This window comes from Vibrio sp. B181a (genome assembly GCF_030248375.1).
Lineage (GTDB): Bacteria > Pseudomonadota > Gammaproteobacteria > Enterobacterales > Vibrionaceae > Vibrio > Vibrio campbellii.
Map to the genome: position 1 here is coordinate 201,684 of NZ_JAHGAD010000007.1, position 22,700 is coordinate 224,383.

21 protein-coding genes are annotated in these 22,700 nt (G+C 44.9%); 3 read left to right on the forward strand and 18 right to left on the reverse strand.

The annotated features are described in order from the left end of the window. Positions 1–64 precede the first annotated feature (64 nt). From KIO97_RS02875 to KIO97_RS02900, 6 genes are all read right to left on the reverse strand, one after another. Positions 65–2,650, reverse strand: a complete 2,586-nt coding sequence (locus tag KIO97_RS02875) for a hypothetical protein (RefSeq protein WP_285380914.1) — start codon at positions 2,648–2,650, stop codon at positions 65–67. Positions 2,651–3,063: 413 nt separating this feature from the next. Next, positions 3,064–3,963, reverse strand: a complete 900-nt coding sequence (locus tag KIO97_RS02880) for a hypothetical protein (RefSeq protein ID WP_285380915.1) — start codon at positions 3,961–3,963, stop codon at positions 3,064–3,066. Positions 3,964–4,038: 75 nt separating this feature from the next. Next, positions 4,039–4,773 (reverse strand): hypothetical protein, encoded by a 735-nt coding sequence (locus tag KIO97_RS02885; protein ID WP_005425658.1) that lies wholly within the window; start codon positions 4,771–4,773, stop codon positions 4,039–4,041. Between the two features lie 12 nt (positions 4,774–4,785). Further along, positions 4,786–6,909 carry an inverse autotransporter beta domain-containing protein gene (locus KIO97_RS02890; protein ID WP_285380917.1) on the reverse strand — a complete coding sequence of 708 codons (2,124 nt, stop codon included), beginning with the start codon at positions 6,907–6,909 and terminating at the stop codon, positions 4,786–4,788. A 339-nt stretch (positions 6,910–7,248) separates the two neighbouring features. After that, positions 7,249–8,379 carry a patatin family protein gene (locus KIO97_RS02895; protein ID WP_050906275.1) on the reverse strand — a complete coding sequence of 377 codons (1,131 nt, stop codon included), beginning with the start codon at positions 8,377–8,379 and terminating at the stop codon, positions 7,249–7,251. An 18-nt stretch (positions 8,380–8,397) separates the two neighbouring features. Next, positions 8,398–8,490, reverse strand: coding sequence for a YnhF family membrane protein (locus tag KIO97_RS02900; RefSeq protein WP_005444835.1), 93 nt, complete (start codon positions 8,488–8,490; stop codon positions 8,398–8,400). A gap of 127 nt (positions 8,491–8,617) precedes the next feature. Here KIO97_RS02900 and KIO97_RS02905 point away from each other — a divergent pair, with 127 nt between their 5' ends. The 3 genes from KIO97_RS02905 (at position 8,618) to KIO97_RS02915 (ending at position 11,247) form a co-directional block, all read left to right on the forward strand. Beyond that, positions 8,618–9,208 (forward strand): outer membrane beta-barrel protein, encoded by a 591-nt coding sequence (locus tag KIO97_RS02905; protein WP_005425677.1) that lies wholly within the window; start codon positions 8,618–8,620, stop codon positions 9,206–9,208. A gap of 480 nt (positions 9,209–9,688) precedes the next feature. Then, a complete protein-coding gene (locus tag KIO97_RS02910; protein ID WP_005425680.1) occupies positions 9,689–11,149 on the forward strand; it encodes a sodium-dependent transporter in 1,461 nt (486 codons plus the stop codon). Continuing rightward, entirely contained in the window at positions 11,149–11,247 is a 99-nt protein-coding gene (locus tag KIO97_RS02915; protein ID WP_005536518.1) for a MetS family NSS transporter small subunit, read from the forward strand. Before KIO97_RS02910 ends, KIO97_RS02915 begins: the two co-directional genes overlap by 1 nt. Positions 11,248–11,320: 73 nt before the next feature. On the opposite strand, the gene KIO97_RS02920 is transcribed toward KIO97_RS02915, so the two are convergent. The 12 genes from KIO97_RS02920 to KIO97_RS02975 form a co-directional block, all read right to left on the reverse strand. Then, positions 11,321–11,722: a hypothetical protein gene (locus KIO97_RS02920; protein WP_005425675.1), complete on the reverse strand. Its 402-nt coding sequence runs from the start codon at positions 11,720–11,722 to the stop codon at positions 11,321–11,323. Between the two features lie 252 nt (positions 11,723–11,974). Further along, complete coding sequence (ptsG, locus tag KIO97_RS02925) at positions 11,975–13,405, reverse strand: PTS glucose transporter subunit IIBC (protein WP_012128449.1); 1,431 nt, start codon at positions 13,403–13,405, stop codon at positions 11,975–11,977. Between the two features lie 444 nt (positions 13,406–13,849). Beyond that, on the reverse strand, positions 13,850–14,617 hold the full coding sequence (locus tag KIO97_RS02930; protein WP_012128450.1) for a TatD family hydrolase: 768 nt from the start codon (positions 14,615–14,617) through the stop codon (positions 13,850–13,852). Further along, a complete protein-coding gene (locus tag KIO97_RS02935) occupies positions 14,608–15,570 on the reverse strand; it encodes a DNA polymerase III subunit delta' (RefSeq protein WP_050909915.1) in 963 nt (320 codons plus the stop codon). The genes KIO97_RS02930 and KIO97_RS02935 overlap by 10 nt, the downstream gene beginning before the upstream one ends. 24 nt (positions 15,571–15,594) lie before the next feature. Beyond that, positions 15,595–16,227 (reverse strand): dTMP kinase, encoded by a 633-nt coding sequence (tmk, locus tag KIO97_RS02940; protein WP_045458041.1) that lies wholly within the window; start codon positions 16,225–16,227, stop codon positions 15,595–15,597. After that, positions 16,224–17,240 carry an endolytic transglycosylase MltG gene (gene mltG, locus KIO97_RS02945; RefSeq protein ID WP_010645673.1) on the reverse strand — a complete coding sequence of 339 codons (1,017 nt, stop codon included), beginning with the start codon at positions 17,238–17,240 and terminating at the stop codon, positions 16,224–16,226. Before mltG ends, tmk begins: the two co-directional genes overlap by 4 nt. After that, entirely contained in the window at positions 17,237–18,052 is an 816-nt protein-coding gene (gene pabC, locus KIO97_RS02950) for an aminodeoxychorismate lyase (RefSeq protein ID WP_005425690.1), read from the reverse strand. Before pabC ends, mltG begins: the two co-directional genes overlap by 4 nt. 108 nt (positions 18,053–18,160) lie before the next feature. Next, positions 18,161–19,408: a beta-ketoacyl-ACP synthase II gene (fabF, locus tag KIO97_RS02955; protein WP_005425696.1), complete on the reverse strand. Its 1,248-nt coding sequence runs from the start codon at positions 19,406–19,408 to the stop codon at positions 18,161–18,163. Between the two features lie 93 nt (positions 19,409–19,501). Continuing rightward, entirely contained in the window at positions 19,502–19,735 is a 234-nt protein-coding gene (gene acpP, locus KIO97_RS02960; protein ID WP_004406112.1) for an acyl carrier protein, read from the reverse strand. A gap of 245 nt (positions 19,736–19,980) precedes the next feature. After that, the gene (gene fabG, locus KIO97_RS02965) at positions 19,981–20,715 is read right to left on the reverse strand and encodes a 3-oxoacyl-ACP reductase FabG (protein ID WP_005444803.1); all 735 of its coding nucleotides are present in this window, start codon (positions 20,713–20,715) and stop codon (positions 19,981–19,983) included. Between the two features lie 34 nt (positions 20,716–20,749). After that, positions 20,750–21,673 carry an ACP S-malonyltransferase gene (gene fabD, locus KIO97_RS02970; RefSeq protein ID WP_045400776.1) on the reverse strand — a complete coding sequence of 308 codons (924 nt, stop codon included), beginning with the start codon at positions 21,671–21,673 and terminating at the stop codon, positions 20,750–20,752. Positions 21,674–21,749: 76 nt separating this feature from the next. Next, entirely contained in the window at positions 21,750–22,700 is a 951-nt protein-coding gene (locus KIO97_RS02975) for a beta-ketoacyl-ACP synthase III (RefSeq protein ID WP_005531469.1), read from the reverse strand.

Below are 22,700 nucleotides of genomic sequence, written 5' to 3' on the forward strand. Positions count from 1 at the left end.
AATGAGTAAAATGACTAAGAAAATAAGGGGAGGCTTTCATCCCTCCCCCAAAAGAACAGATCAATTATTCTGGTAGCTCAGTCCAAGCGTTGTAGCCTTTCTTAGTCTCAGTGAAATCTAGTGCCGGTCGGCCAAAACCAGTTTCACAAGCCGTTTCATTCGCAGGTAAAGAGAAGAAGGCGTTATGTGGATTGAATTCGGTAAAGAAACGATATACTTGGTCGAAAGCAACAGGCATAGACATTCTGCGCTGATCAACCTTTCTGGTTGTGCCTGCACGAACCAGCTCCCAACGCTCATTCCAGTTAACACGAACATATGCATCGTAATCTGAGTTGTTGGTTGCGGTTAGAGAGATCGTGCTCCAGTAGCTGAATAGCTCTTTACCTGTTTGGCATCGCATCGTCAGATCAACAGGAACAGTTTTCGGTTTATTGCTGTCTTGAACACCGAAGCGAGACACAAACATATGCTGGTTTATCGATCCTTTGTCACCATTTTTCGGGTACACGATTAAATCGCCCCAAACACTGCCACCAGCACCTCCACCGCTGCGGTCAAAGACACGACCATTTTTAAGCGACGCGATCGTCATCTCGGAGGTGTTACCTGAAGTCACGATCGACTCTTCTAAGTGTTGATCGCTTTGGGCTTTGAAAGAGAACAACTGCGAGACACCGTAATCGACGTCACATCGCTCAGCAGTCACGTTATAACCATTCACCGTCAGACATTGAGTATCATCAGAGAATGGACGAACTTGGAATACGTTCGTTGGATGCGTAACTGTGCCTAATGCAGCTGGGACAAACTTAAATAGGACGTTTGGATCTGTGTTTTCATTTACAACTTTAGAAGCATTACAGTCTTGGAATGCAAACTTGCCACCCATGTTTGTCAAACATTGGGTCGTGCCGTTACCCGTAAAGTTAATAATGCGCTTACCACGATCACCGATCGCAATGTTAAAACGCTTTGATTTCACTTTATCAACGCCATGAACACGATAATGAGCAACAAGATCCAGAGGTAAAACAACATTAGCAAAACGAGGGAAATACTTTTCGTATTGGCTGCCTAGATTAGCAATCGCATCAGTAATACCGTCGTTGACGGTTGCAACATCTAGGTAAAATTGACCATCTTCAGAGAACTCAACCGCTTTCGCCAAGATGTTATTGTTAATCGTCTTCTCGACCAGCTTTAAGCCTTCTTCAACTAGGCTTGGAAGATCTGGGGCGTAAACTTTCACAAACTCAACAAGCGGATATTCCGCTGACCACGTCACTCTCTCTAGACCTGAAATTGCGCTTTGGTCCAGCGTATCTAATGCTAAACGAATGCCGGTGTTTCTAGCTTCACGGATATCGCTGCGGCTGCCTTTGTTCGTAATTTTTGTCACTGCACCATTGATGTATGCATTGTCGTAAATAACGTTGTTCACTGGATCAATGTCTTCAACAACGATCTGACGCGTATCCGTGTTGTAAGTCACGACCGTTGTGACATTGTTCCACTTGAATGTCTTTTGTCCTGTGGTTTCAATATCAAAAGGGACATCTGTGGTTACATGACCACCTGTTAACGTCTGCTTGTGATTGCCGTTGACGTCAATTGTTTGCGGATGATCGGCATCTTGCCAGACGTTAACGCCTGTTAAACGCACTTCGCTACCATTAGCAACCAAATCACATGTTTGTGGATTACCTTGTGTCAGTACACACTGGCTGTCTTGGTTATTTGAATCGACAATGCGCATCGGAGAAGCGTCTAAGTATGCACCTTGGCCCGTCATCGTCGTCAAACCTTGTGGATCGACAAAAGTGATTGGCGTGTCGTTATCATTCAGTTTGTAGCCAAGAGTTGCAGTGTAAAACGCCTCACTATCCCAACCTTCTGACGGTTTGATTTGTCCCGTTATCTTGTTGTGACCACTAACAATGCTTTGGCTTTGACCCGTCAATGTCACCCACTCTGCAGTGGTGTTATCTTCACCAGTGCCAATGGTCTTTTGCAGCAGAACTCGAATAGGTTGATTAGCAAAGCTACTTGCGTTGCCTTTTACCAAATCAAAATCTAACGTCACCTCGATTGGCGTTTCAGTAGCAAGCCACATTTTCCCGTTTCGGATCAGCTTCTCGTCTTTCGCCGGTTCAAATGTTGCAGAGGCATTTTCAATTTCAGGAGCGTCCGGTACTAAGTCGTCGATAGTCAGGTCACCGCCCCAACCTGCGCGAAAGCCCTCTGTACGAATCTCAACGCGTAGGCCACTTGAATGAAAACCACTGTTCGGTAAAACACACGACCATTGGTTATTGCCCAAACTTGAACATTCAGAGCGACTCCCATCTGAGCCATGTATCTTTACAAGACTTGGCGACATTTCGTCCCACCAGCTCATCGCTGGGAATGACACTGGCGTGACTACAGTGATCTGCTGGCCTGGGTTCAGCGTTAAGCCTTCAGGGTTTATATTAGCGATGCAAAAGTCGCTTGCGCCGTGGGGGTTATTATTAAGGCATCGTTGACTGTTAACGATATTGGTAGAACCGTAGTTAGTAGCAATGTCTTGCGTAACTTGCGTAGCATACGCAGTCGAAACGCCGGCCAAGCTGGTCAGCAGCGCCGCGTATATAGGGGTTAATCTCATAGAAATTAAGTCTCTCTAGTTGTAAATAACAGTATTTAAAATGGGTATAAAAACCGTCTTTAAACCACATAGAGCACGATGTTTTTTGTTAAGCGACACGGGTTAAAAGGTGCAACTAAATCGCCCTACTTCACCAAAAAACCTAAAGGTAATATGCAATTCAAAGACAGGGCAAGTATCCCCCCTTCCGTTCTAGGAAATACAGCGAATCACCGTTAGTTTAGGTTTTATGAGATTCTTTTATGACTATGAAATTCAATACCTTAGAATCAGGCAGGTCGAACTAAATAAGAGAAATGACTTGTCATTCTACAGGAAACAGAGCCCTGGCAACTCGTCATTTTGTAACACGCAAATGTGTAAAATGCCCAGAATCAGGGCATTTTCATCGATGGATAATTGGTGGCAAGACACTAATTAAATTGAGTACAGTGCACCATGTTCGTGCGATAGTCCGTACTGGATTGGGCTAATATTTGAAAATTAAAATCGTGTAAAGTCACGCCGTCGGATACCACTCCCATATTGCGAGCAGAATAGATGGTTGGCGCCATAGGCCCGGGATGGATTTTGGTCACTTTAAACTCGATCCACTCTTTACAATCGTCATGGCAGTATTGAACGGTTAATTGTTCAGGTAAGGCCTTTTCTTGAAAGGTTGGGATAAAAGCATTTACAGCATTGGTAAAATCAATCCCCTGAGCACTATCCACTTGACTCAATTTTCCGGGTAATGAACCGAGCGCCATATTTGGAAATTTTAAATAATGGGTATGATTCCCAGTTGCTGAAGTAGAAAGTACCATCGTCTGCACCGCTTTATCGCCGGCCTCATAACAGATCCCTTTAGTGCCATCTGGCGGGTACTCTAGCGCCACAGGTAACGGTTCACTTTCAAAGGTGCGTGTTGCTTCCGGATAGCCCTTTTCAACTTTGCCGCTGTATTTCACTGTCAGAGGCTTAAAACCCACTCCTTTATCAAACACCCTGTCAATATCCGATGGATTGATGGTCAGGGTTGGCGAATTCGCGAAGCAGTCTCCCTTATCATTACACCACTGGTAGGTTTTTGAATCGGCAATGACCTTATCACCATCAGGATCGAGTTCTTGAATCGGAAGAACAGAAATTGAGCCGGTACCTATGGTGTTATTTTCACTCGGCGTGACATTCCATTCAGGCATACCAGTTGGATAGCCGTGGCCTGTGATGGCTGACGTATTGTTCGAACACACTTGGTTTTCAGGGCATTCTGCCATCGCAGACCAAGAACAGATAAGAGCCAAAATAGTGATGAATGATTGACGTATCATGGTTGTACCCTCATAGAGAGAAAGCGGGCTGAAAACAGCCCGCTTGGTAATTGGTTAAAGCTTAATTAAACGAAATTAACGCAGTGAAGCACGAGTGATTGGCGCCTCGTTCATAGACGCAGTGATGGTGTAACCTTGAAGCTCTTTGGTTAGTTTGAATGTTAGGTCATTACCAGAATCATTCAGCTCACTTTGTAGAGCCGCTTCTGCTTGCTCCATTGGGTATAGACCCGCTGTGTCACCGGTCTCATTTTCTGCCAGCGTGAACGTCACATCTGCGATATTCAGATCGACATCAGCGCCATCGAATGCGTGTACCGTCAATGTTTCACCAACTTCATAAACGCCACTGATGGATAGATCCATTTCCGCAGCGACATTGAATTCGTTAGAGGTCATTTCATCAGACACAAGCGTTTCTGAAGGGTAGCCATATTGAGTATGAACTTTCCAAACGAGTGTTAGTTTTTTGTTTTTTAGCTCATCGAAGTTTGAGAACTCAATCGCGCCGCCATTCAACTTACTAATATCAGCCTTCTCTTCCTTGCCGTATTGGGTACCTCCGGCATCTTGTAGCCAATACGTCACAGAAGTGATGTCATCATTATCAGTATCTTCATGAGTCGGAACACTGAACTCCACTTTAATAGGCGCCGGCGTCCACTTGATATCTGTTTTTGTAATGACCGGAGCCGTCACGGTTGGTTGATGACCCTGTACTGGTTCAGTGACATTACTTTCAATCGCCCAAGCTGCTGTTGCTGTGAAACCGCTGATAAGAAGCCCAAGTGTAATAGCTGTTTTCTTCATAATACTCTCTTTTTATTTGATTATTTTTTGTTGATTGGTTGTTGTTTTCTGATTGGCCGTAACCTTGATCTGGAAGCCCTGATCAGCACCAGTCAATTGGTAGTTTTTCCCTGAAGCCCCTGCAATCTTTTCAAAATCACCTGACTTATCATGGGCTCGTCGCCACCATTGAAATGCAAAGTTCGACGTATCATTAATCGACTCACCGTCTTCAAACAGCTCTGCTGTCAATGTGTGATGAGTAAACAAAGGGTCGCTACTCTCATTCCCTGAGCCAATGATCTCTTGCTGCCCTCTGAATATTTTGATCTGGTATTGCTTAGCCTTAGCCCATTCGACTATCCCCTGCTTAGCGTGGTCTCGGTCATCGTGGTAAATGGCCGTAATTTTCACTTTATTGGCTTCTTCACTGAGAAGAACCAATTCAGCCACGCCCTCCTCATCAGTCGTCGTATTCACGATAATCGTGGTTTGACCATCTTTGAGAATTGGGACTTCACCATTAATATTGAGACCGAGTAAGCTCTCAGCAGAAAGCTCAAACGCAATCGGCGCACTTGCTGCCGCTACGCTTAATTTCGCGGTTGCAGTAATTCGCTCACCGGCAACGGCTCTAGCAGGTGAAAAGTCCAAGGATTCAAGAACCTTGCTGTCCGTTACTGTGATTTTCATTGTGTTGGACTGCTTTATTTGCCCACTACGCAACTTGTAAGAAACGGACAGTGACAAGGTATTGTTAGCGTCATAACGATAGGCTGGCGCGATAAATGTTGGGCTTGAGGCTTGTATGTCATTAAGATAGTTCGCCGCATCACCTTGCCACTGGTATGACACAATATCGGCGCCCCCTTTGACTTCCATCCAAGACGAGAGCATTTGCTGACTCAACTCTGTAACGAGTGCACTTTCCGGTAGGCGAATACTTATCTCAGCAAACTTCTGTTTGTACTCCAGCACCATGTTATGGTCACGCTGAACAAAATCAGTCAATCGCTCCGGTTTCGGTAGTAAACTCTGTTGAGACAAGCGTCGCTCACCCTCGTAGAGACCACTCAACGATAAGGTATAATTGATCCCTGCAATCCATTGCTCCTTTGCGCCTTGCTCAGTTTGATAGCCCAGCGAGAAGGCCCACGCAGGATCGGGACGAAACTCTGTACTCAAGCTGAAATGGTATGGATTTTTCGATGGCAAACTGCCATCACTGTGTTCCACGTAACGGCCAAGGTATTGACCTGCCGTTAAACCAAACTTCCAGCGCGTATCCAAAGGCAGATACGTCTCCAAGTTCAAATCCCAGCCCTTCGCTGCCTTCTCAACTAGGCTGTTCATTCCTTCATAGTGATCCGGCGAGTCTTTCCAATTGGAGAGCGGGAAATAAGCATTTGTGCTAAATGTGCCGTAATCCAAGCCATATTCCGCACCAACACTGACACGCGTATGCTGACGCGATAGATCGTAATCAAAAAAACCATTCACCCCGAAGAACTGGCTATCATCCAACTGACGATAACCTAACCCTAGGTGCGCAAAATCTCGCCCGTGAAAGTTCTCACGATTGAACACCGCTCCTGTTTGCATAAACCATAATGCTCGACCGTTTTGATCCCAGAATGGAAGTAGTGTTTCGAAATGATCAAACGTCCATTGATTACCTTTGTTTAGCGAAAGACCAATATCAAACTTGGCATCTCCCCATTGTTCAGATAACCACTGCTCAGTCGTGCTAACACCATTGGCCACGAGCCTTGACGGCAGCTGCTCTTGGTATGCCTTTGTATTGCCCATTTCATACTGCTGCTGACTGATCGCAACCAACTCAGAAGTAAAAGTGTTTAAGTAAGGACTCACTTCATCACTAGAGTTATCTTGTAAGCCTAAGTTAGGTAAAGCATCAATCAACGTCTCAGTAACTTGATAGTTGTTGTCCGTGATTTCATACACCAAAGGCTCCGCTATCTTCCATAATTCCGGTGTGTATGGACCGCATTGAATTAAGGTTGCACCACTTGGTTGAATATCCTCTCGACAATAGGTACCCAAATTTAACAGCGCTTGTAGCTGTTTCTCTTCGTCTCCATAAAATGAAAAGGTAACAACGGTGTTTTTCTCAACTTTTGAAGCAGAGTGCGACACTTGCTCGCGGCTTGCCTCGTCAACAATATTTTTCTCATGAGCTAAAACCGAATGACTGGAGATAGGCAAACAGGAAAGAACAAATAAAGAGTGAATAATTCTTTTCAATAGCATGGCGTATAGAACGATAAAAAATTTATACGCAATCTAATGCAAGGATGGTGAATCACTAGGTAATTCAACGATAAAGAAAGTTAAAATATTAAAAATCAATAACTTGAATTTATTTGAAGGGAGTTTCGTAAACTCTTTTGAGAACTTTCAGATAGGTTTTATAGGTTAAAGAAGAAAAAACAGCCCACAATCCGAGCAATCCAATGAAGTGCTCATGCTAAAGGCTTACTGATTAGATAACTCGTCATACAACCGAACAAGGTTAAAGCCTGTTTGTAATCCGAGTTGATAATCATGCTCTAATGCTTCTGGGTCACTCATTAAAGAGGAGGATTGCAATTCCTCTCTTGGGGCAAGTTGTAGGATAAATGTGTCATCCGGAGGTGTAGATAGGAATGCTTGAGTCAGCTCGAAGGTTTGGTAGTGAATCATCAACATATCCGCTAAGCCGGAGTCAAAGTTCTCCCCAATTAGATGACTTAAACGGTATAAGTTATCAGCCCCAAACAACCAGCGTCCGCCATTTAACAGCTTACCACCAGTTAGCTTAGAATCATGCGCAGTATTAATTTTCTGCTGAAGGAACCCGCTCCAATCTTCTTTCCATTGATTCACTTTAACTTGCCAAGACTCTTGTACTGAATTGATGGATTCGCGATACCATTCGACTTTGTCATCACCAATTTCACTTTGTGCTTTTGCTTCGGATTCAGAGAAAGGTTCGGTACGAATCACAATAATATTACGCGCATTTTGCCGCCACGCCTCTTGCACAGGAATAGAGGCAGAAACGCCACCATCGACAAAACGCTGACCATTCACATCTACAGGACCTTGATACAATTTTGGGATTGCACAAGTCGCCACCATAGTGCTTACCCAATCCGCACCGAGTATTGGAAGATACTGATCAGAGAGCGTATCGACATTGGTTACTGCAGCAAATGCTCCACGGTCGCCTAGTGCCAAACGGCCAAGGTCTAAGTCCAGCTTGTAGGGGTAATCTTGAATTCTTTCTAAAGCCCACTCTAAGCCAAGGTACTGCTTCTTACGGATATAGCGAAATAGATTAAAGAATTGATCAGATGTGGTGAGGTCTGTAATGAAGGACTTACCCATGCCATGTTGACGACAAAGGAAAGCACATAGGTTGAGTGCACCAGCAGAGGTGCCATAAAACTCGTCAAACGGGTCAAAGTTAGAGAGAAGAAATGCGTCCAGTACTCCAGCGGTAAAAATCCCTCTCTGCCCTCCTCCTTGCGTGACAAGGGCTGTTTTGCCATTTCTAAAGTGCTCATAAACGTCGACGTTTAGCTCTGTATGGCTGTCAGTGATAATACCGCTGTTACGTATCATAGGCGCAGTGCCAGTGATTTAAGCCGTAGTAATCGCAATAATGCCAAAAGAGAGTAAAACTGCGAATACCGTGACGACGATGAGTAGGGCTGATTTTAGATCGTGTTCCATAGACACCTCCTTTTGTTGTAACAAATTAATAACACCAGTGTGAATTATGTTCAAGATTTGCTTAATTTAGTCGCACGATTTTGACTAAGGCATCACAATTAGCTTAGTCATAATAAGGAGATAGCAAATGAACTATAAAATTGGCTGGCTAATGGGGAGTGTATTATTGGGTTGTTCTATGACTGCTCAAGCAAACGTTATCGTTACACCCTATGTCGGCTTTACAGGAGGTGGGGAAGTCGAGGATCAAAAGGAACGTACCTACGATTTAGATCCTTCTATTAACTACGCATTATCGGTAGAAACCCCTTTTGAAATGGGTCGTATTGGTTTGTTTTACTCTAATCAATCTTCTGAATTACAAGACATCAATAACTCGATAGATGTTCACTACCTGCAGTTTCAAAGCAGTATTTACTACCCACTCTCTCAAGGATGGCAAACCTATGTCGGACTTGGTTTAGGTGGCTCTTATACCGATGCGGATTGGGTTAGTGACAAATATGGTTTTTCGGCCAGTGCTTTCGCTGGTCTCGAATATGAATTTTCAAAAAACTTTGCCATGACGGCTCAGATCCGTTGGTTAGGCACCGTTGTGGATAATGATACCTCTGGTGCATGTGTCCTTCCGACTGATGGCTCATCTTGCATCATCAAGTTTGAGACCGACTGGATGAACCAATTCCAGTCCAATATTGGCTTTAGTTTCCGCTTCTAATAACTTTCACTTTCAAAGAATGATTTTGGCGAAAAATCCTCTATGGGGCGTATCGAATACAGGGATACGCCCTAATACATAAAAATAGTTAATTTGACCAAGATCACATCCAAGCATCAATATTTTATTTCAAAAACTAGCCGCAATAACTGGTCAGATAGCCTAGCAAATCACTAATTAACAATATTTATACCAGATAAAATATCGCCATTAACATTTAGAATCTATTGCGCTAAATAATGTAAAAAGTTAGTCTGACAACATAAAGCAGAAGAATGTTTCAGCTTTCACAAACACACATCAAAATTTAAAGCATTTAATTCTATTTCTTTTTAGGCAATACAAAGCAAAACTCCAGAATTTAATAACAATACCGAATATTGGACAAAAGACTGACGGATAACAGTTGTTCTTTATTCTTCTGGATTGCAGGTTGCCGAGAAGAGCTTCATTCCTTAGGGAGTCGTACAGGAGTCAAATATGAAGCGAGAACAATGGGGATCCCGTGCGGGATTCATCTTAGCCGCAGTCGGTTCAGCCATCGGTTTGGGTAACATCTGGCGTTTCCCATACATGGCCTACGAAAATGGCGGTGGTGCCTTTTTCATTCCTTACCTTTTTGCCATGATCACTGCTGGTATTCCTTTTATGATCCTTGAGTTCAGCATGGGTCAAAAATACCGTGGTTCTGCACCAAAAACACTGGCCAAAATTCATTCCAAGTTTGAGTGGCTTGGCTGGTTCCAAGTGGGTGTCGCCGCTGTTATCGCCGTTTACTACGTAGCCGTGATTGGTTGGGCAATTTCTTACTTTGGCATGTCGTTTACCCAAAGTTGGGGCTCAGATACCAACGCTTTCTTCTTCAGTGAATACCTAAAGCTTGGTGATAACTCTCCAACGGATTTAGGCAGCATTCAATGGAAGATCGCAGTGTCTATGCTCATTGCTTGGGCCATTACCTACACAGCGATTGTGAGTGGCGTAAAATCAGGGATCGAGCGTGCGTCTAAGATCATGATGCCTATCTTATTCTTTATGGTGATCTTCTTGATTGGCCGTATGATCTTCCTTCCTGGCGCACTAGACGGTGTGAACTATATGTTCGAACCTGACTTCAGCAAAATCTGGGATGTGAAGGTATGGGCAGCCGCTTACGGTCAAATCTTCTTTACGTTGAGTATCGGCTTTGCCATCATGCTGGCTTACTCAAGCTATCTGCCAGAGAAATCAGACATCACCAATAACGCCTTCATGACGGTATTGATCAACTGCGGTTTCTCGATTCTATCAGGCATCATGATTTTCTCTGTGTTGGGCTACATGGCTCAAGAACAAGGCAAACCTCTGACTGAGGTTGTATCAGCGGGTGTAGGTTTAGCATTTGTTACGTTACCTGCGGCAATTAACTTGCTACCAGCACCATACATTCTTGGTCCCCTATTCTTCTTTGCTTTGGTTGTGGCTGGTTTAAGCTCGCACATCTCAATCATGGAAGCAGTAACATCAGCGGTTATCGACAAGCTGAAGTGGAGCCGTAAGAAAGCTGCGAATGTTGTGATTGGTACGGGTTTTGTGGTCTCAATGGCATTTGCAACCAATGGCGGTCTACTTCTGCTTGACCTTGTTGACCATTTCGCAAACAACGTCGGTATTATGGTAGGTGGCCTAGTAGAAATCCTTCTGATGGCATGGTTGCTGAAACAAGTACCGGAAGTTCGTCGCTACGTAAACGAACGCTCTGACTTCTCTGTAGGTCAATGGTTTGAAGTCTGTCTACGCTTCATCACTCCGATCATGCTAGCGATTATCTTGGCGACAAAACTGTACGCACTTCTAACAGAGGGCTACGGCGGCTACGACCTTACACTAGGTTGGGCAATGATTGCCGCGCTGTTTGTGTTTGGTGTACTGATTAATGTTGCGAGCAAGGAGAAAGCATAATGACTACAAGTGCAATCATCATGATGGTTATCGGTCTTGGCATCACTTGGGGTGGCGCTGCGGTATGCATCAAAAGAGCAATGAATAAACAGCAATAACGCCGTTAATTCACAGAACACATAAGTTTTACAAACAAAATGCCGGCTCTACGCCGGCATTTTTTGTGTCCATTTAGAAACTGTACTTGATACCAAGTGCCCCACCGATTTGTAGGTCCGGCCCTTTGTAAAGTTCTAGCTCTGGGTGAATTTGAGCGTAAAGGTCCCAGCCTTTCGATAGGTCCCAGTTCAGACCTAATGGCACACGAACGCCAAATTCGTCATCCCATTCATACCAACCACCGATACCTACGTACCATGTTAGCGGCATACTCTGATCAAATGACCCGCGCTTGGCGATGTAGTCAAACGCCATACCATCGTTACCAATAATACCGCGATACTTATCTTCAATTTCAATCACAACACTTAGCTGCTGATCCACTGCCATACCGACAGAGAAGTTTGTCGGTTGATTTGCTGCCATGCTAACACTCGGGAACAGTGCAGCTGCCAACATTATTTGCTTTTTCATACACGTCATCACTCTTAAAAAACGGCGTACATAATTCAAACATGGTGGCATTTTATTATGTCAGTAATGAGTAAGAATGACGTACGAAAAAGGCCACAAACGTAAGGCTGAGTCAGGGATCACAACAACAATGTCAGAAAGTAAGCCCTAAGAAGAGAGAAGCGAGAAAAATACGCAACGTTGGATGGAGAACGAAAAGGATAATACGCAAAAAGGAGGCCGAAGCCTCCTTTCTATCATGAATGACTGAGATTAGCCGTGGTTACGAATCCACTCATCCATTTCAGTTTTCAGGTTGTCAGACTTAGTACCGAAGATAGCCTGAACACCACCTGCTACAACTACAACACCAGCAGCGCCTAGTTGTTTTAGTTTGTCTTGGTCAACTGCAGCTGTGTCAGCTACTGCTACACGTAGACGAGTGATACATGCGTCTAGACCAGTGATGTTTGCTTTGCCGCCGAATGCTGCAACAAGCTCACCTGCCATGTCAGAACCAGAAGTTGCAGCAGCTTCTTCAGATTCGTCTTCACGACCTGGAGTTTTAAGGTCAAGAGCAGTGATTACTGTGCGGAATACTACGTAGTAGATTACTGCGTAAACTAGACCAACAGCTACCATCAGACCCATCTTCTGAGCGTGACCAGATAGAACTAGGAAGTCGATCAGACCGTGTGAGAATGATGTACCGTGTACAAAGCCTAGCGTGTTAGCAACAACATACGCAGAACCAGCTAGTAGAGCGTGGATACCGTATAGTAGTGGAGCAACGAATAGGAATGAGAATTCGATTGGCTCAGTAATACCTGTTAGGAATGAAGTCAGAGCAGCTGACGCCATGATACCCATTACTTTCGCGCGGTTTTCAGGTTTAGCACAGTGAGCAATTGCGATTGCTGCAGCTGGTAGACCGAACATCTTGAACATGTAGCCACCCGCTAGCTGACCGAAGCCATTACCAGCAGCACGAGAAGCTTCATCAGCAACTAGGTAACAAGTTAGTACGCCGTTTTGCGTTTCACCAGCAGCGTTCACACAAGTACCTGCTTCGAAGAAGAATGGTACGTTCCATACGTGGTGTAGACCGAATGGGATTAGAGAACGCTCAACTACGCCGTAGATACCGAACGCAAGTTGTGGGTTTTGGTGTGCAGCCCAGTCAGAGAATGCAGAGATTGCACCGCCGATTGGTGGCCATACGAAAGAAAGAACAACTGCAAGGAAGATCGCAGCGAAACCAGTGATGATTGGCACTGCACGCTTACCAGCGAAGAAGCCAAGGTACTCTGGAAGTTGGATTTTGAAGAAACGGTTGAATGCCCAAGCAGCAACACCACCGACAAGGATACCACCTAGCACACCTGTGTCGATTTTCTCAACGCCCATGATGCCAGCCATAACGCCTAGCGTTGCCGTCATGATGCCGTAACCAACGATAGCAGCTAGACCAGCTACACCGTCATTGTTCGTGAAGCCTAGAGCTACACCAACAGCAAATAGAAGTGCCATTTGGCCGAATACTGAACCACCAGCTTGTTCCATTAGGTTAGATACAACCTCTGGAATGAAGCTTAGGTGGGCAGCACCAACACCTAGTAGGATACCTGCGACTGGCAACACTGATACTGGTAGCATCAGAGCTTTACCAACTTTTTGCAGGTTTGCAAAAAGGTTCTTAAACATGTTTATGCTCCTGATAAATTATAAGTATTATTTGGGCACTAACGGCACACCCCCGTAGCCTAAATGTTAGCACCCAATGAAAATGTAACCACACGAGGCATTATATTTTCCGGCTCTAAATATATATTGATGGCCCTCAAACTTTCCACACAGTTACGAAATTTAGTTTCAAAACAAGTCTTGGATCACACCGAAAAACAGCCAATGAAAAGGTTTGCATTAAACTTATATTACTGTTTTATAAAGATTTTATTATCTACATAATTAATTTTAAGGCGTAAATAAAATAAAGGCCGATGTTATTTTTAGTAACAAAATTACATTTGATGAATTTGAATACGCTTAAATCAACAAATTTAGTAAACATTAAACTAAATGATCTTTTTGGCGTATTTCTAAACAAAAAAGGGGCTTTCGCCCCTTTTTAAACCGTTTCTTGATTTTTCATCGCAAAAAAAGATTTCGGAAGTTTTCGGTGGTTTTTTGCCCGACTTCAGATAATGAACACCCTTTTAGCTGTGCAATGTAAGCCGCAACTTCCACTACAAAGGCTGGTTGGTTCTCTTTTCCGCGGTGCGGAACAGGCGCAAGATATGGTGAGTCAGTCTCTATAAGCAACTTTTCAAGGGGCAAAGCTTTTACAACTTCCTTCAATTCTGTTGCTTGACGGAAGGTCACAATACCCGAAATCGAGATGTAGAAACCTAAATCAAGCGCCGCCTCTGCAAAAGCTAGATCTTCAGTAAAGCAGTGGATCACGCCACCACATTTTTCTGCACCGCCATTGCGTAGAATTTCTAATGTATCTTCGCGCGCATTGCGGGTATGGATGATAAGTGGTTTGTTCAACTCTACCGCTAAGTCGACTTGTTGTTCAAAACGCTTTTGTTGTAGCGCTGCCATCTCTGGCTTGTAATGGTAGTCTAGGCCTGTCTCACCAATCGCAACGACTTTATTGTGAGAAGCATGCTGGCGTAACACCTCCATCGAGAAGTCACTTTCTACATCGAGAGGATGGACACCACAAGACGCGTAGACATTTTCATACGGCGTGATCAGTTCCAACATTTTCGGGAAGGAATCCAGCGTAACGCCTACAGATAAAAGCTCTGTTACGTTCGCTTGTTTTGCTTTGTTAATAACGTCTTCAACATTGATGTGAAGATCATCGTAATTCAATTTGTCTAAATGACAGTGAGAATCTACGAACATAATGCCTCTCGTGATTCAATTAACCAATTCATTGATAGTAGCTCAAGGTTCAAGCCTGGAAAGGTCTGCATTTGAGCCTTTAACTCGAGTAATTTTTGTGCTGCTGAGTATAAACCGTTGTAGTTGTTCGGTTGAAACTTGTCAGCCCCTGGCAACTGGTCTGCCTCAGCCACACCAAATTGCGCTTTCTGTGCATCAGTTAATAAGTACCAAGCCCAATCCAACGCTTTATCTGGGTTCTTGGCCATCAAAGACGCACATTGGAACACATCAGAAACAGGAGAAGACAAAGCCTCAATCAAACTGCGCTCAAATGCCTGGTAGGCATCAAGCTCGCCATTTTTTACTGCTTCTAGTGTGTTGATTGGGGAGCCCATGTTCAGCTTAAGCGCGTAAGCTGGCACTTTCAAAGAACCCTGCTCGCTCATCCAACTCATCGCTTGTTCTGTCGAAGGTGGCGTCACCACCCACTGCTGACAACGGCTTTGGATGGTTGGGAGTAATCGTTCTTGGTTATGCGTGACAAGCAAGAACAAGCACTTCTGCCCAGGTTCTTCGAGTGTTTTGAGCAACGCGTTCGACGCTGATTCGTTCATCGCATCCGCAGGTTCAATGATAAACACACGATAGCCATTTAGCTGAGATGATTCATGCGCAAGACGATTGCATGCTCGAATCTGGTCAACGGTAATGGATTTCCCTTCCTTCTCTGGTTTGATCCAGTGTAAGTCAGGGTGGCTGTTCGATTGCGTTAGCTGACAGCTGTGGCAAAAACCACACGCTTCACTGGTGTAGTTTTGGCACAAAAGCGAATGACTAAAGAGTTCGACCAACTTCTCAACGGCTAATCCTTGCGCACTTTGCAGCAGCAAGGCACCTGGAACTCTTTCGGAATCCAAACTTACTTTGAGGTTATCCCAAACGGGTTGTAACCATGGAAAGTCATTTAACATGAATTACCTCAATCCACACTTTGCTTACTGTGCTGCTAGCCATTCATTGAGCGCAGCTTTGATATCTTGTGCCACGTTTTCAATCGACTGTTCTGCGTTGATAATTACGATAGAGTCATCTGCGTTCGCAAGCTCCAAGTAACGCTCACGGGTACGCTCAAAGAAGCTGATGTCCATTTTTTCGATGCGGTCTAGTTCACCGCGGCCACGTGCACGCTCAAGACCAACACGCGGATCGATATCCATGTACAATGTGAAAGCAGGCTTAAACTCACCTAGCGTTGTATCGCGCAGATTCTTCATCAATGATGCATCTATCTGACGGCCACCACCTTGGTAAGCTTGAGAGGACAAATCATGACGGTCACCCACTACCCATTGGTCGTTCGCTAGCGCTGGTTTAATCACGTTCTCAACTAACTGAACACGTGCAGCGTAAAGCAAAAGCAGCTCTGTCATGTCTTTCAGGTCTTCGCCTTCGTGCTCTTCTTTGACTAGCGCGCGCATTTTCTCTGCGAGTGGCGTACCACCCGGCTCACGCGTATTGACGATATTTTCGATACCCGCGGCCTTAAGTGTGTCTAAAACAGTTTTAATCGCAGTGCTTTTACCCGCGCCTTCTAGGCCCTCAACGACAATAAAGTTTGCTTTCATCATTTGTTCTTTCTTAGTTCTCTTAAATAGGCACGTACAGCACGGTTGTGCTCAGCAAGGGATTTCGAAAACACGTGTCCGCCCTTTCCACTTGCTACGAAATATAGATAGTTGCTGTTTTCTGGGTTTAAAGCAGCTTCAATCGACGCTTCACCTGCCATAGCGATAGGCGTTGGCGGCAAACCATTGATTGTGTATGTGTTGTATGGCGTTGGTGTACGCAAATCTTTTTTACGAATATTACCATCGTACGCATCACCCATACCGTAGATAACGGTCGGATCCGTTTGCAGACGCATACGTTTATTGAGGCGGTTAACAAAGACTGATGCGACACGTTCACGCTCAGCATCAATTGCCGTTTCTTTCTCAATAATAGAAGCAAGGATCAGCGCTTCGTATTTATCTTTCAGTGGTAACTTGTCCTGACGTCCTTCCCATTGTTCATCCAGGATCTTGTTTAGCTTGCTGTGTGCACGCTCTAAGATCTGACTTTCACTTGCTCCAGCAGTGTAATGGTAAGTCTCCGCAAGGAATAAACCTTCAAGCTTATCACGTTCAATACCTAGCTTTTCTGCCATCTCTTTTTCAGACAGTCCAGTTAAGTCATGTTTTACATAAGGCGCAACGCTTAGCTGTTCAACCCACTCAGAGAAACGGCTACCTTCAACAAAAGTAATCGCAAACTGATGTTCTTTACCTGTGTTTAGTTGCTCTAGCGTCTCGTATAAAGAAACATTCGGCTCAAGTTGGTAAGTGCCGGCTCGCACTTGAAGAAGCTCTGGATAAAGGTGAGGCATTAAGCGAGTGTAATCAGAGGCTTCAATAATATTGTCTTTCACCAAATCACGCATGACGCGGTGAAAGCTAGTACCATTTTCAACGGTAAACAGTTGTGGCTGCTCTATTAGAATTGGCGAGTTAACGTATTGCTTAGTCTGTGAAACAACGTAAAAAACACCAGCTGCACCAATAACGGCAATCAGTACAACAAAAGCAAACAGTTTTTTAATCACGAATTTAGATTCCCTTGAAGTCGTCGTGTCAATTTTCCAATTGGAAATTCAATCTTGTTATCTGGTGTTGAAATACCGCAAACCGGCGCGACACCCAATAATGAGTTACACATCCACACCTCTTCTGCATCAAGCAAATCAGCCAGTGTGAACTCAGCTACCTGCACTGGGTAACCTTCAGCTTGGAGTAATTCCAATACCTGACGGCGCATTACGCCAGCCACACCAGACAAATTCAACTCCGGTGTGTAAACCTTCTTATCATTAACCCAAAAAAGGTTTGCCATTGTAGTTTCAATGACATGATTTTGCACATTTAACGTCACAGCATCTGCAAATTCAGAGTCATCAATTTCTGCCTTTGCGAGAACCTGCTCTAACCGGTTGTTGTGCTTATGGCCAGCAAGGATTGGTTGAATACCTAAGCGAGTTTCGCAAACCCCTAGCTGCACGCCATTTTCTTGCCATAAAGAGTAATGAGAAGGGAACGCAAAATTCGAAATAGTCACTACTGGCCCTTCAATACCACTGGGACTATACCCTCGCCCTCCAGTGCCACGACTGATATGAATTTTGATTCCAGCAAGCTCGTCACTCAAGACTGCTTTCATTACCCAATCGAACACTTGGCTCCAATCAGGAAAAGGGATGTGTAATGTTTTTAGGCACGCTTCCATTCGCTCAATATGCGCTTGCCAGAGCTCCAACTGACCGTGTTTAGTCTTGATGGTGGTGAAGCAGCCATCACCATATTGAAACGAGCGGTCACCAAGCGGAACATGCGTTTGTGGAAGTCCATTTACCCAGAACATTCAGATACCCTTTGTTTTCTGATCGACAAATAAAACAAAACGGCTCAATGCTAAGCATCGAGCCGTTAGAATACAAGTATCGCCACTCTAAAACAGTGTTAGAGATTTTTACTCAGCGAATTTTTTGAATACTAGCGAACCGTTCGTACCGCCGAAGCCAAACGAGTTACAGATTGCGTATTCCATATCAACTTCGCGCGCAGTATGCGGAACAAGATCGATATCTAGGCCTTCTTCAGGATCATCTAGGTTAATCGTTGGTGGAACGATTTGGTCAACTAGAGACATCACTGTAATGATAGCTTCAACAGAACCTGCAGCACCTAGAAGGTGACCAGTCATAGATTTAGTTGAAGATACTAATACTTGTTTAGAGCCTTCTTCACCAAGAGCACGTTTCACGCCCTTGATCTCAGCAACGTCACCAGCAGGCGTCGATGTACCGTGAGCGTTCACGTAACCAACTTGAGTGCCTGTGATGTCTGCATCACGCATCGCCGCTTCCATTGCTAGAGCGCCACCTGAACCGTCTTCACTTGGAGAAGTCATGTGGTAAGCGTCACCAGACATACCAAAGCCAACTAGCTCTGCGTAGATCTTAGCGCCACGTGCTTTTGCGTGCTCGTACTCTTCAAGAACCATCATGCCCGCACCGTCACCAAGAACAAAGCCATCACGGCCCTTATCCCATGGACGAGACGCTTTTTGAGGCTCATCGTTACGAGTTGAAAGTGCTTTCGCTGCACCGAAACCAGCCATACCTAGTGGTGTAGATGCTTTCTCTGAACCACCAGCAACCATCGCCTCAGCATCACCGTATGCAATCATACGCGCTGCGTGGCCGATGTTGTGTAGACCTGTAGTACATGCCGTAGAGATCGCGATGTTTGGACCACGAAGACCACGCATGATAGATAGGTTACCTGCAACCATGTTTACGATGGTCGAAGGAACAAAAAATGGGCTAACTTTGCGAGGACCTTTTTCAACAAGCGCTGTATGGCCTGTTTCGATTAGGTCTAGACCGCCGATGCCTGAGCCGATTGCTACACCAACTCGAGCTGCGTTTTCTTCGGTAATTTCTAAGCCAGAGTCATCCAGTGCTTGGATACCCGCGGCAATGCCGTACTGGATGAATAAATCCATTTTACGAGCATCTTTCTTAGACATGTACTCTGTGCAATCAAAATCTTTCACAAGACCAGCAAAACGAGTCGAGAAGTTCGTTGCATCGAAGTGTTCGATGTTCACGATACCGCTTTGACCTGCTAGCAGGGCTTTCCAAGATGATTCTACTGTGTTGCCTACCGGTGACAACATACCCATGCCTGTGACAACTACACGACGCTTGGACACGATATAATTCTCCGGGAATTGAATGTTTCTATGAGAGGATAGAAGAAGTTAGAAAGAACACAGGCGGTCTAGGAGACCGCCTGGGAGAGATAATTACTGAGCGCTGTTTACGTAGTCGATTGCAGCTTGAACAGTAGTGATTTTCTCAGCTTCTTCGTCAGGAATCTCAGTGTCGAATTCCTCTTCTAGAGCCATTACTAGCTCTACAGTGTCTAGAGAATCAGCACCTAGATCGTCAACGAATGAAGCTTCGTTTTTAACTTCTGCTTCGTCTACACCTAGCTGTTCAACAATGATTTTCTTTACGCGTTCTTCGATGTTGCTCATTTTTCTTTTCCTTTACAGATTTCGCCTAATGCGATGATTCCGTAGTTTATTCGAACTATTGAAAGTTGCAAGGGGGTCCTTGCTGGTCAAACCACAAAATTAGCGAATTTAACCGAATTTCAATACATTTTTGACTTAAATCATGCACAAATGTTGCGCATGAGCATGACAACTTAATGACAGTTAACAGCAACTATAGGCTATTTTTCACAAAGTAAAGTAGCTTATTTTGCACGAACTGTGCATTAAACCATGTACATGCCACCATTTACATGCAAAGTTTCACCAGTAATGTAAGCAGCCTCAGGTGAAGCTAGGAATACAACTGCTGATGCAATTTCACGTGGGTCACCTAGACGACCTGCCGGCACGTTCGACAACGTTGCTGCACGTTGGTCATCATTTAGCGCCTTAGTCATGTCAGTTTCGATGAAACCAGGAGCCACTGTGTTAACCGTTACGCCACGAGAAGCGACTTCACGAGCCATTGATTTAGTGAAACCAATTACGCCAGCTTTCGCTGCTGCGTAGTTCGTTTGACCAGCGTTACCCATAGTACCAACAACAGAACCTACGTTGATGATGCGACCTGCGCGTTTTTTCATCATACCGCGCAGAACCGCTTTAGACATGCGGTAGATTGGCGTTAGGTTTGTGTTGATGATGTCGTTCCACTCGTCATCTTTCATACGCATTAGTAGGTTATCGCGAGTGATACCTGCGTTGTTAACAAGAATATCGATTGCACCGAACTCATCGTTGATGGTTTTTAGGGTTGCTTCGATAGACTCAACGTCAGTTACGTTAAGTGCTAGACCTTTACCGTTTTCACCTAGGTATTCGCTGATAGCCGCTGCGCCACCTTCAGAAGTCGCAGTACCAATTACCGTTGCACCGCGCTCAACAAGAAGCTCAGCAATCGCACGACCAATGCCACGGCTCGCGCCTGTCACTAGAGCGATCTTACCTTCTAGATTCATCATGTTGTGTTTTCCTTTTCTTATCGTGAACGAATTACTTAGCGGCTTCTAGCGACGCTACGTCGTTAACAGCTGCTGCGCTTAGTGTTTTCACGATACGTTTAGTCAGACCTGTCAGTACTTTGCCAGGACCAAGCTCAAGAAGATTTTCTACGCCTTGCTCGCTCATTAGTTGCACGCTCTCAGTCCAACGAACTGGGCTGTGAAGTTGACGAACAAGTGCGTCTTTGATTTTTGCAGGATCCGTTTCTGCTGCCACATCAACGTTGTTGATAACAGGAAGTTGTGGTGCGTTGAACTCGATAGATTCTAGCGCAACCGCTAGTTTCTCTGCTGCTGGCTTCATTAGTGCACAGTGTGAAGGCACTGAAACAGGAAGAGGAAGTGCACGTTTAGCACCCGCTTCTTTACATAGTGCACCCGCGCGCTCTACTGCGTCTTTGCTACCTGCGATAACAACTTGACCAGGCGAGTTGAAGTTTACTGGTGAAACTACGTCACCTTGCGCTGCTTCTTCACAAGCTTTTGCAATCGCTTCATCATCTAGACCGATGATCGCGTACATTGCGCCAGTACCTGCTGGTACGGCTTCTTGCATAAGTTGACCACGTAGCTCAACCAGTTTGATTGCTTCTTTAAAGTCAATCACGCCAGCACATACTAATGCTGAGTACTCACCTAGGCTGTGACCCGCTAGGTTTGCTGGTTGCTCAAGACCAAGCTCTTGCCATACGCGCCAGATAGCAACAGATGAAGCTAGCAATGCAGGCTGTGTACGGAAAGTTTGGTTTAGATCTTCTGCAGGTCCATTTTGAACAAGCGCCCATAGGTCGTAACCTAGTGCGTCAGATGCTTCTGCAAATGTTTGTTTTACTACGTCATATTGTTCGCCTAGATCAGCAAGCATACCTACAGCTTGTGAACCTTGGCCTGGAAATACGATAGCAAACTTGCTCATGTTGTTTTCCTTTAAGCAAAGTAAAAAGAAATAAGATGCACCGTAGCGCATCTTAAATTTTGAATTCTTGTGAAACTTAGAATTTCACCAGAGCTGAGCCCCAAGTGAATCCGCCGCCAAACGCTTCAAGAAGCAGAGTTTGACCACGCTTAATACGACCGTCACGTACAGCTTCATCTAGTGCTGTTGGCACAGTTGCTGCTGACGTATTGCCGTGTTTATCAAGTGTAATCACGACTTGGTCTAGTGACATCGAAAGTTTCTTCGCTGTCGCTGAGATAATTCGGTAGTTCGCTTGATGCGGCACTAGCCAGTCTAGTTCAGACTTGTGCATGTCGTTCGCTTCAAGCGTGTCTTTCACTAGCTTGGATAGCTGAGTTACTGCCACTTTGAATACTTCGTTACCTGCCATGTGCAGCCATTTGTCGGCATCTTTGCCGCGCTCTGGCACAGGTAAGCTCAACAGATCGCCAAATTGGCCGTCTGAGTATACGTGTGTAGAGATGATGCCCGGCTCTTCGCTCGCGCCAATCACTACCGCGCCAGCCGCATCACCAAATAGGATGATGGTTGAACGGTCCGTTGGATCACACGTTTTAGACAATGCGTCTGCGCCAATCACGAGTACGTTTTTACACATACCTGATTTGATGTGCTGATCAGCAACAGACAATGCGTATACAAAGCCTGAACAAGCAGCGGCTAAGTCGAATGCAGGACAACCTTTAATGCCAAGCTTTCCTTGCACCTGACACGCAGATGAAGGGAAAGTATGGCTACTGCTCGTGGTAGCAACGATAATTAGGTCGATATCATTTTTATCAATGCCGGCCATATCGATAGCGTTTTCAGCTGCGTAGAATGCCATGTCCGCAACAGTTTCATCTTCTGCTGCAATTCGACGCTCTTTAATACCCGTGCGAGCAACGATCCACTCATCACTTGTATCTACCATTTTCTCTAGGTCTGCGTTAGTACGCACCTGAGATGGCAGGTAGCTGCCAGTACCTAAAATTTTGCTATACAT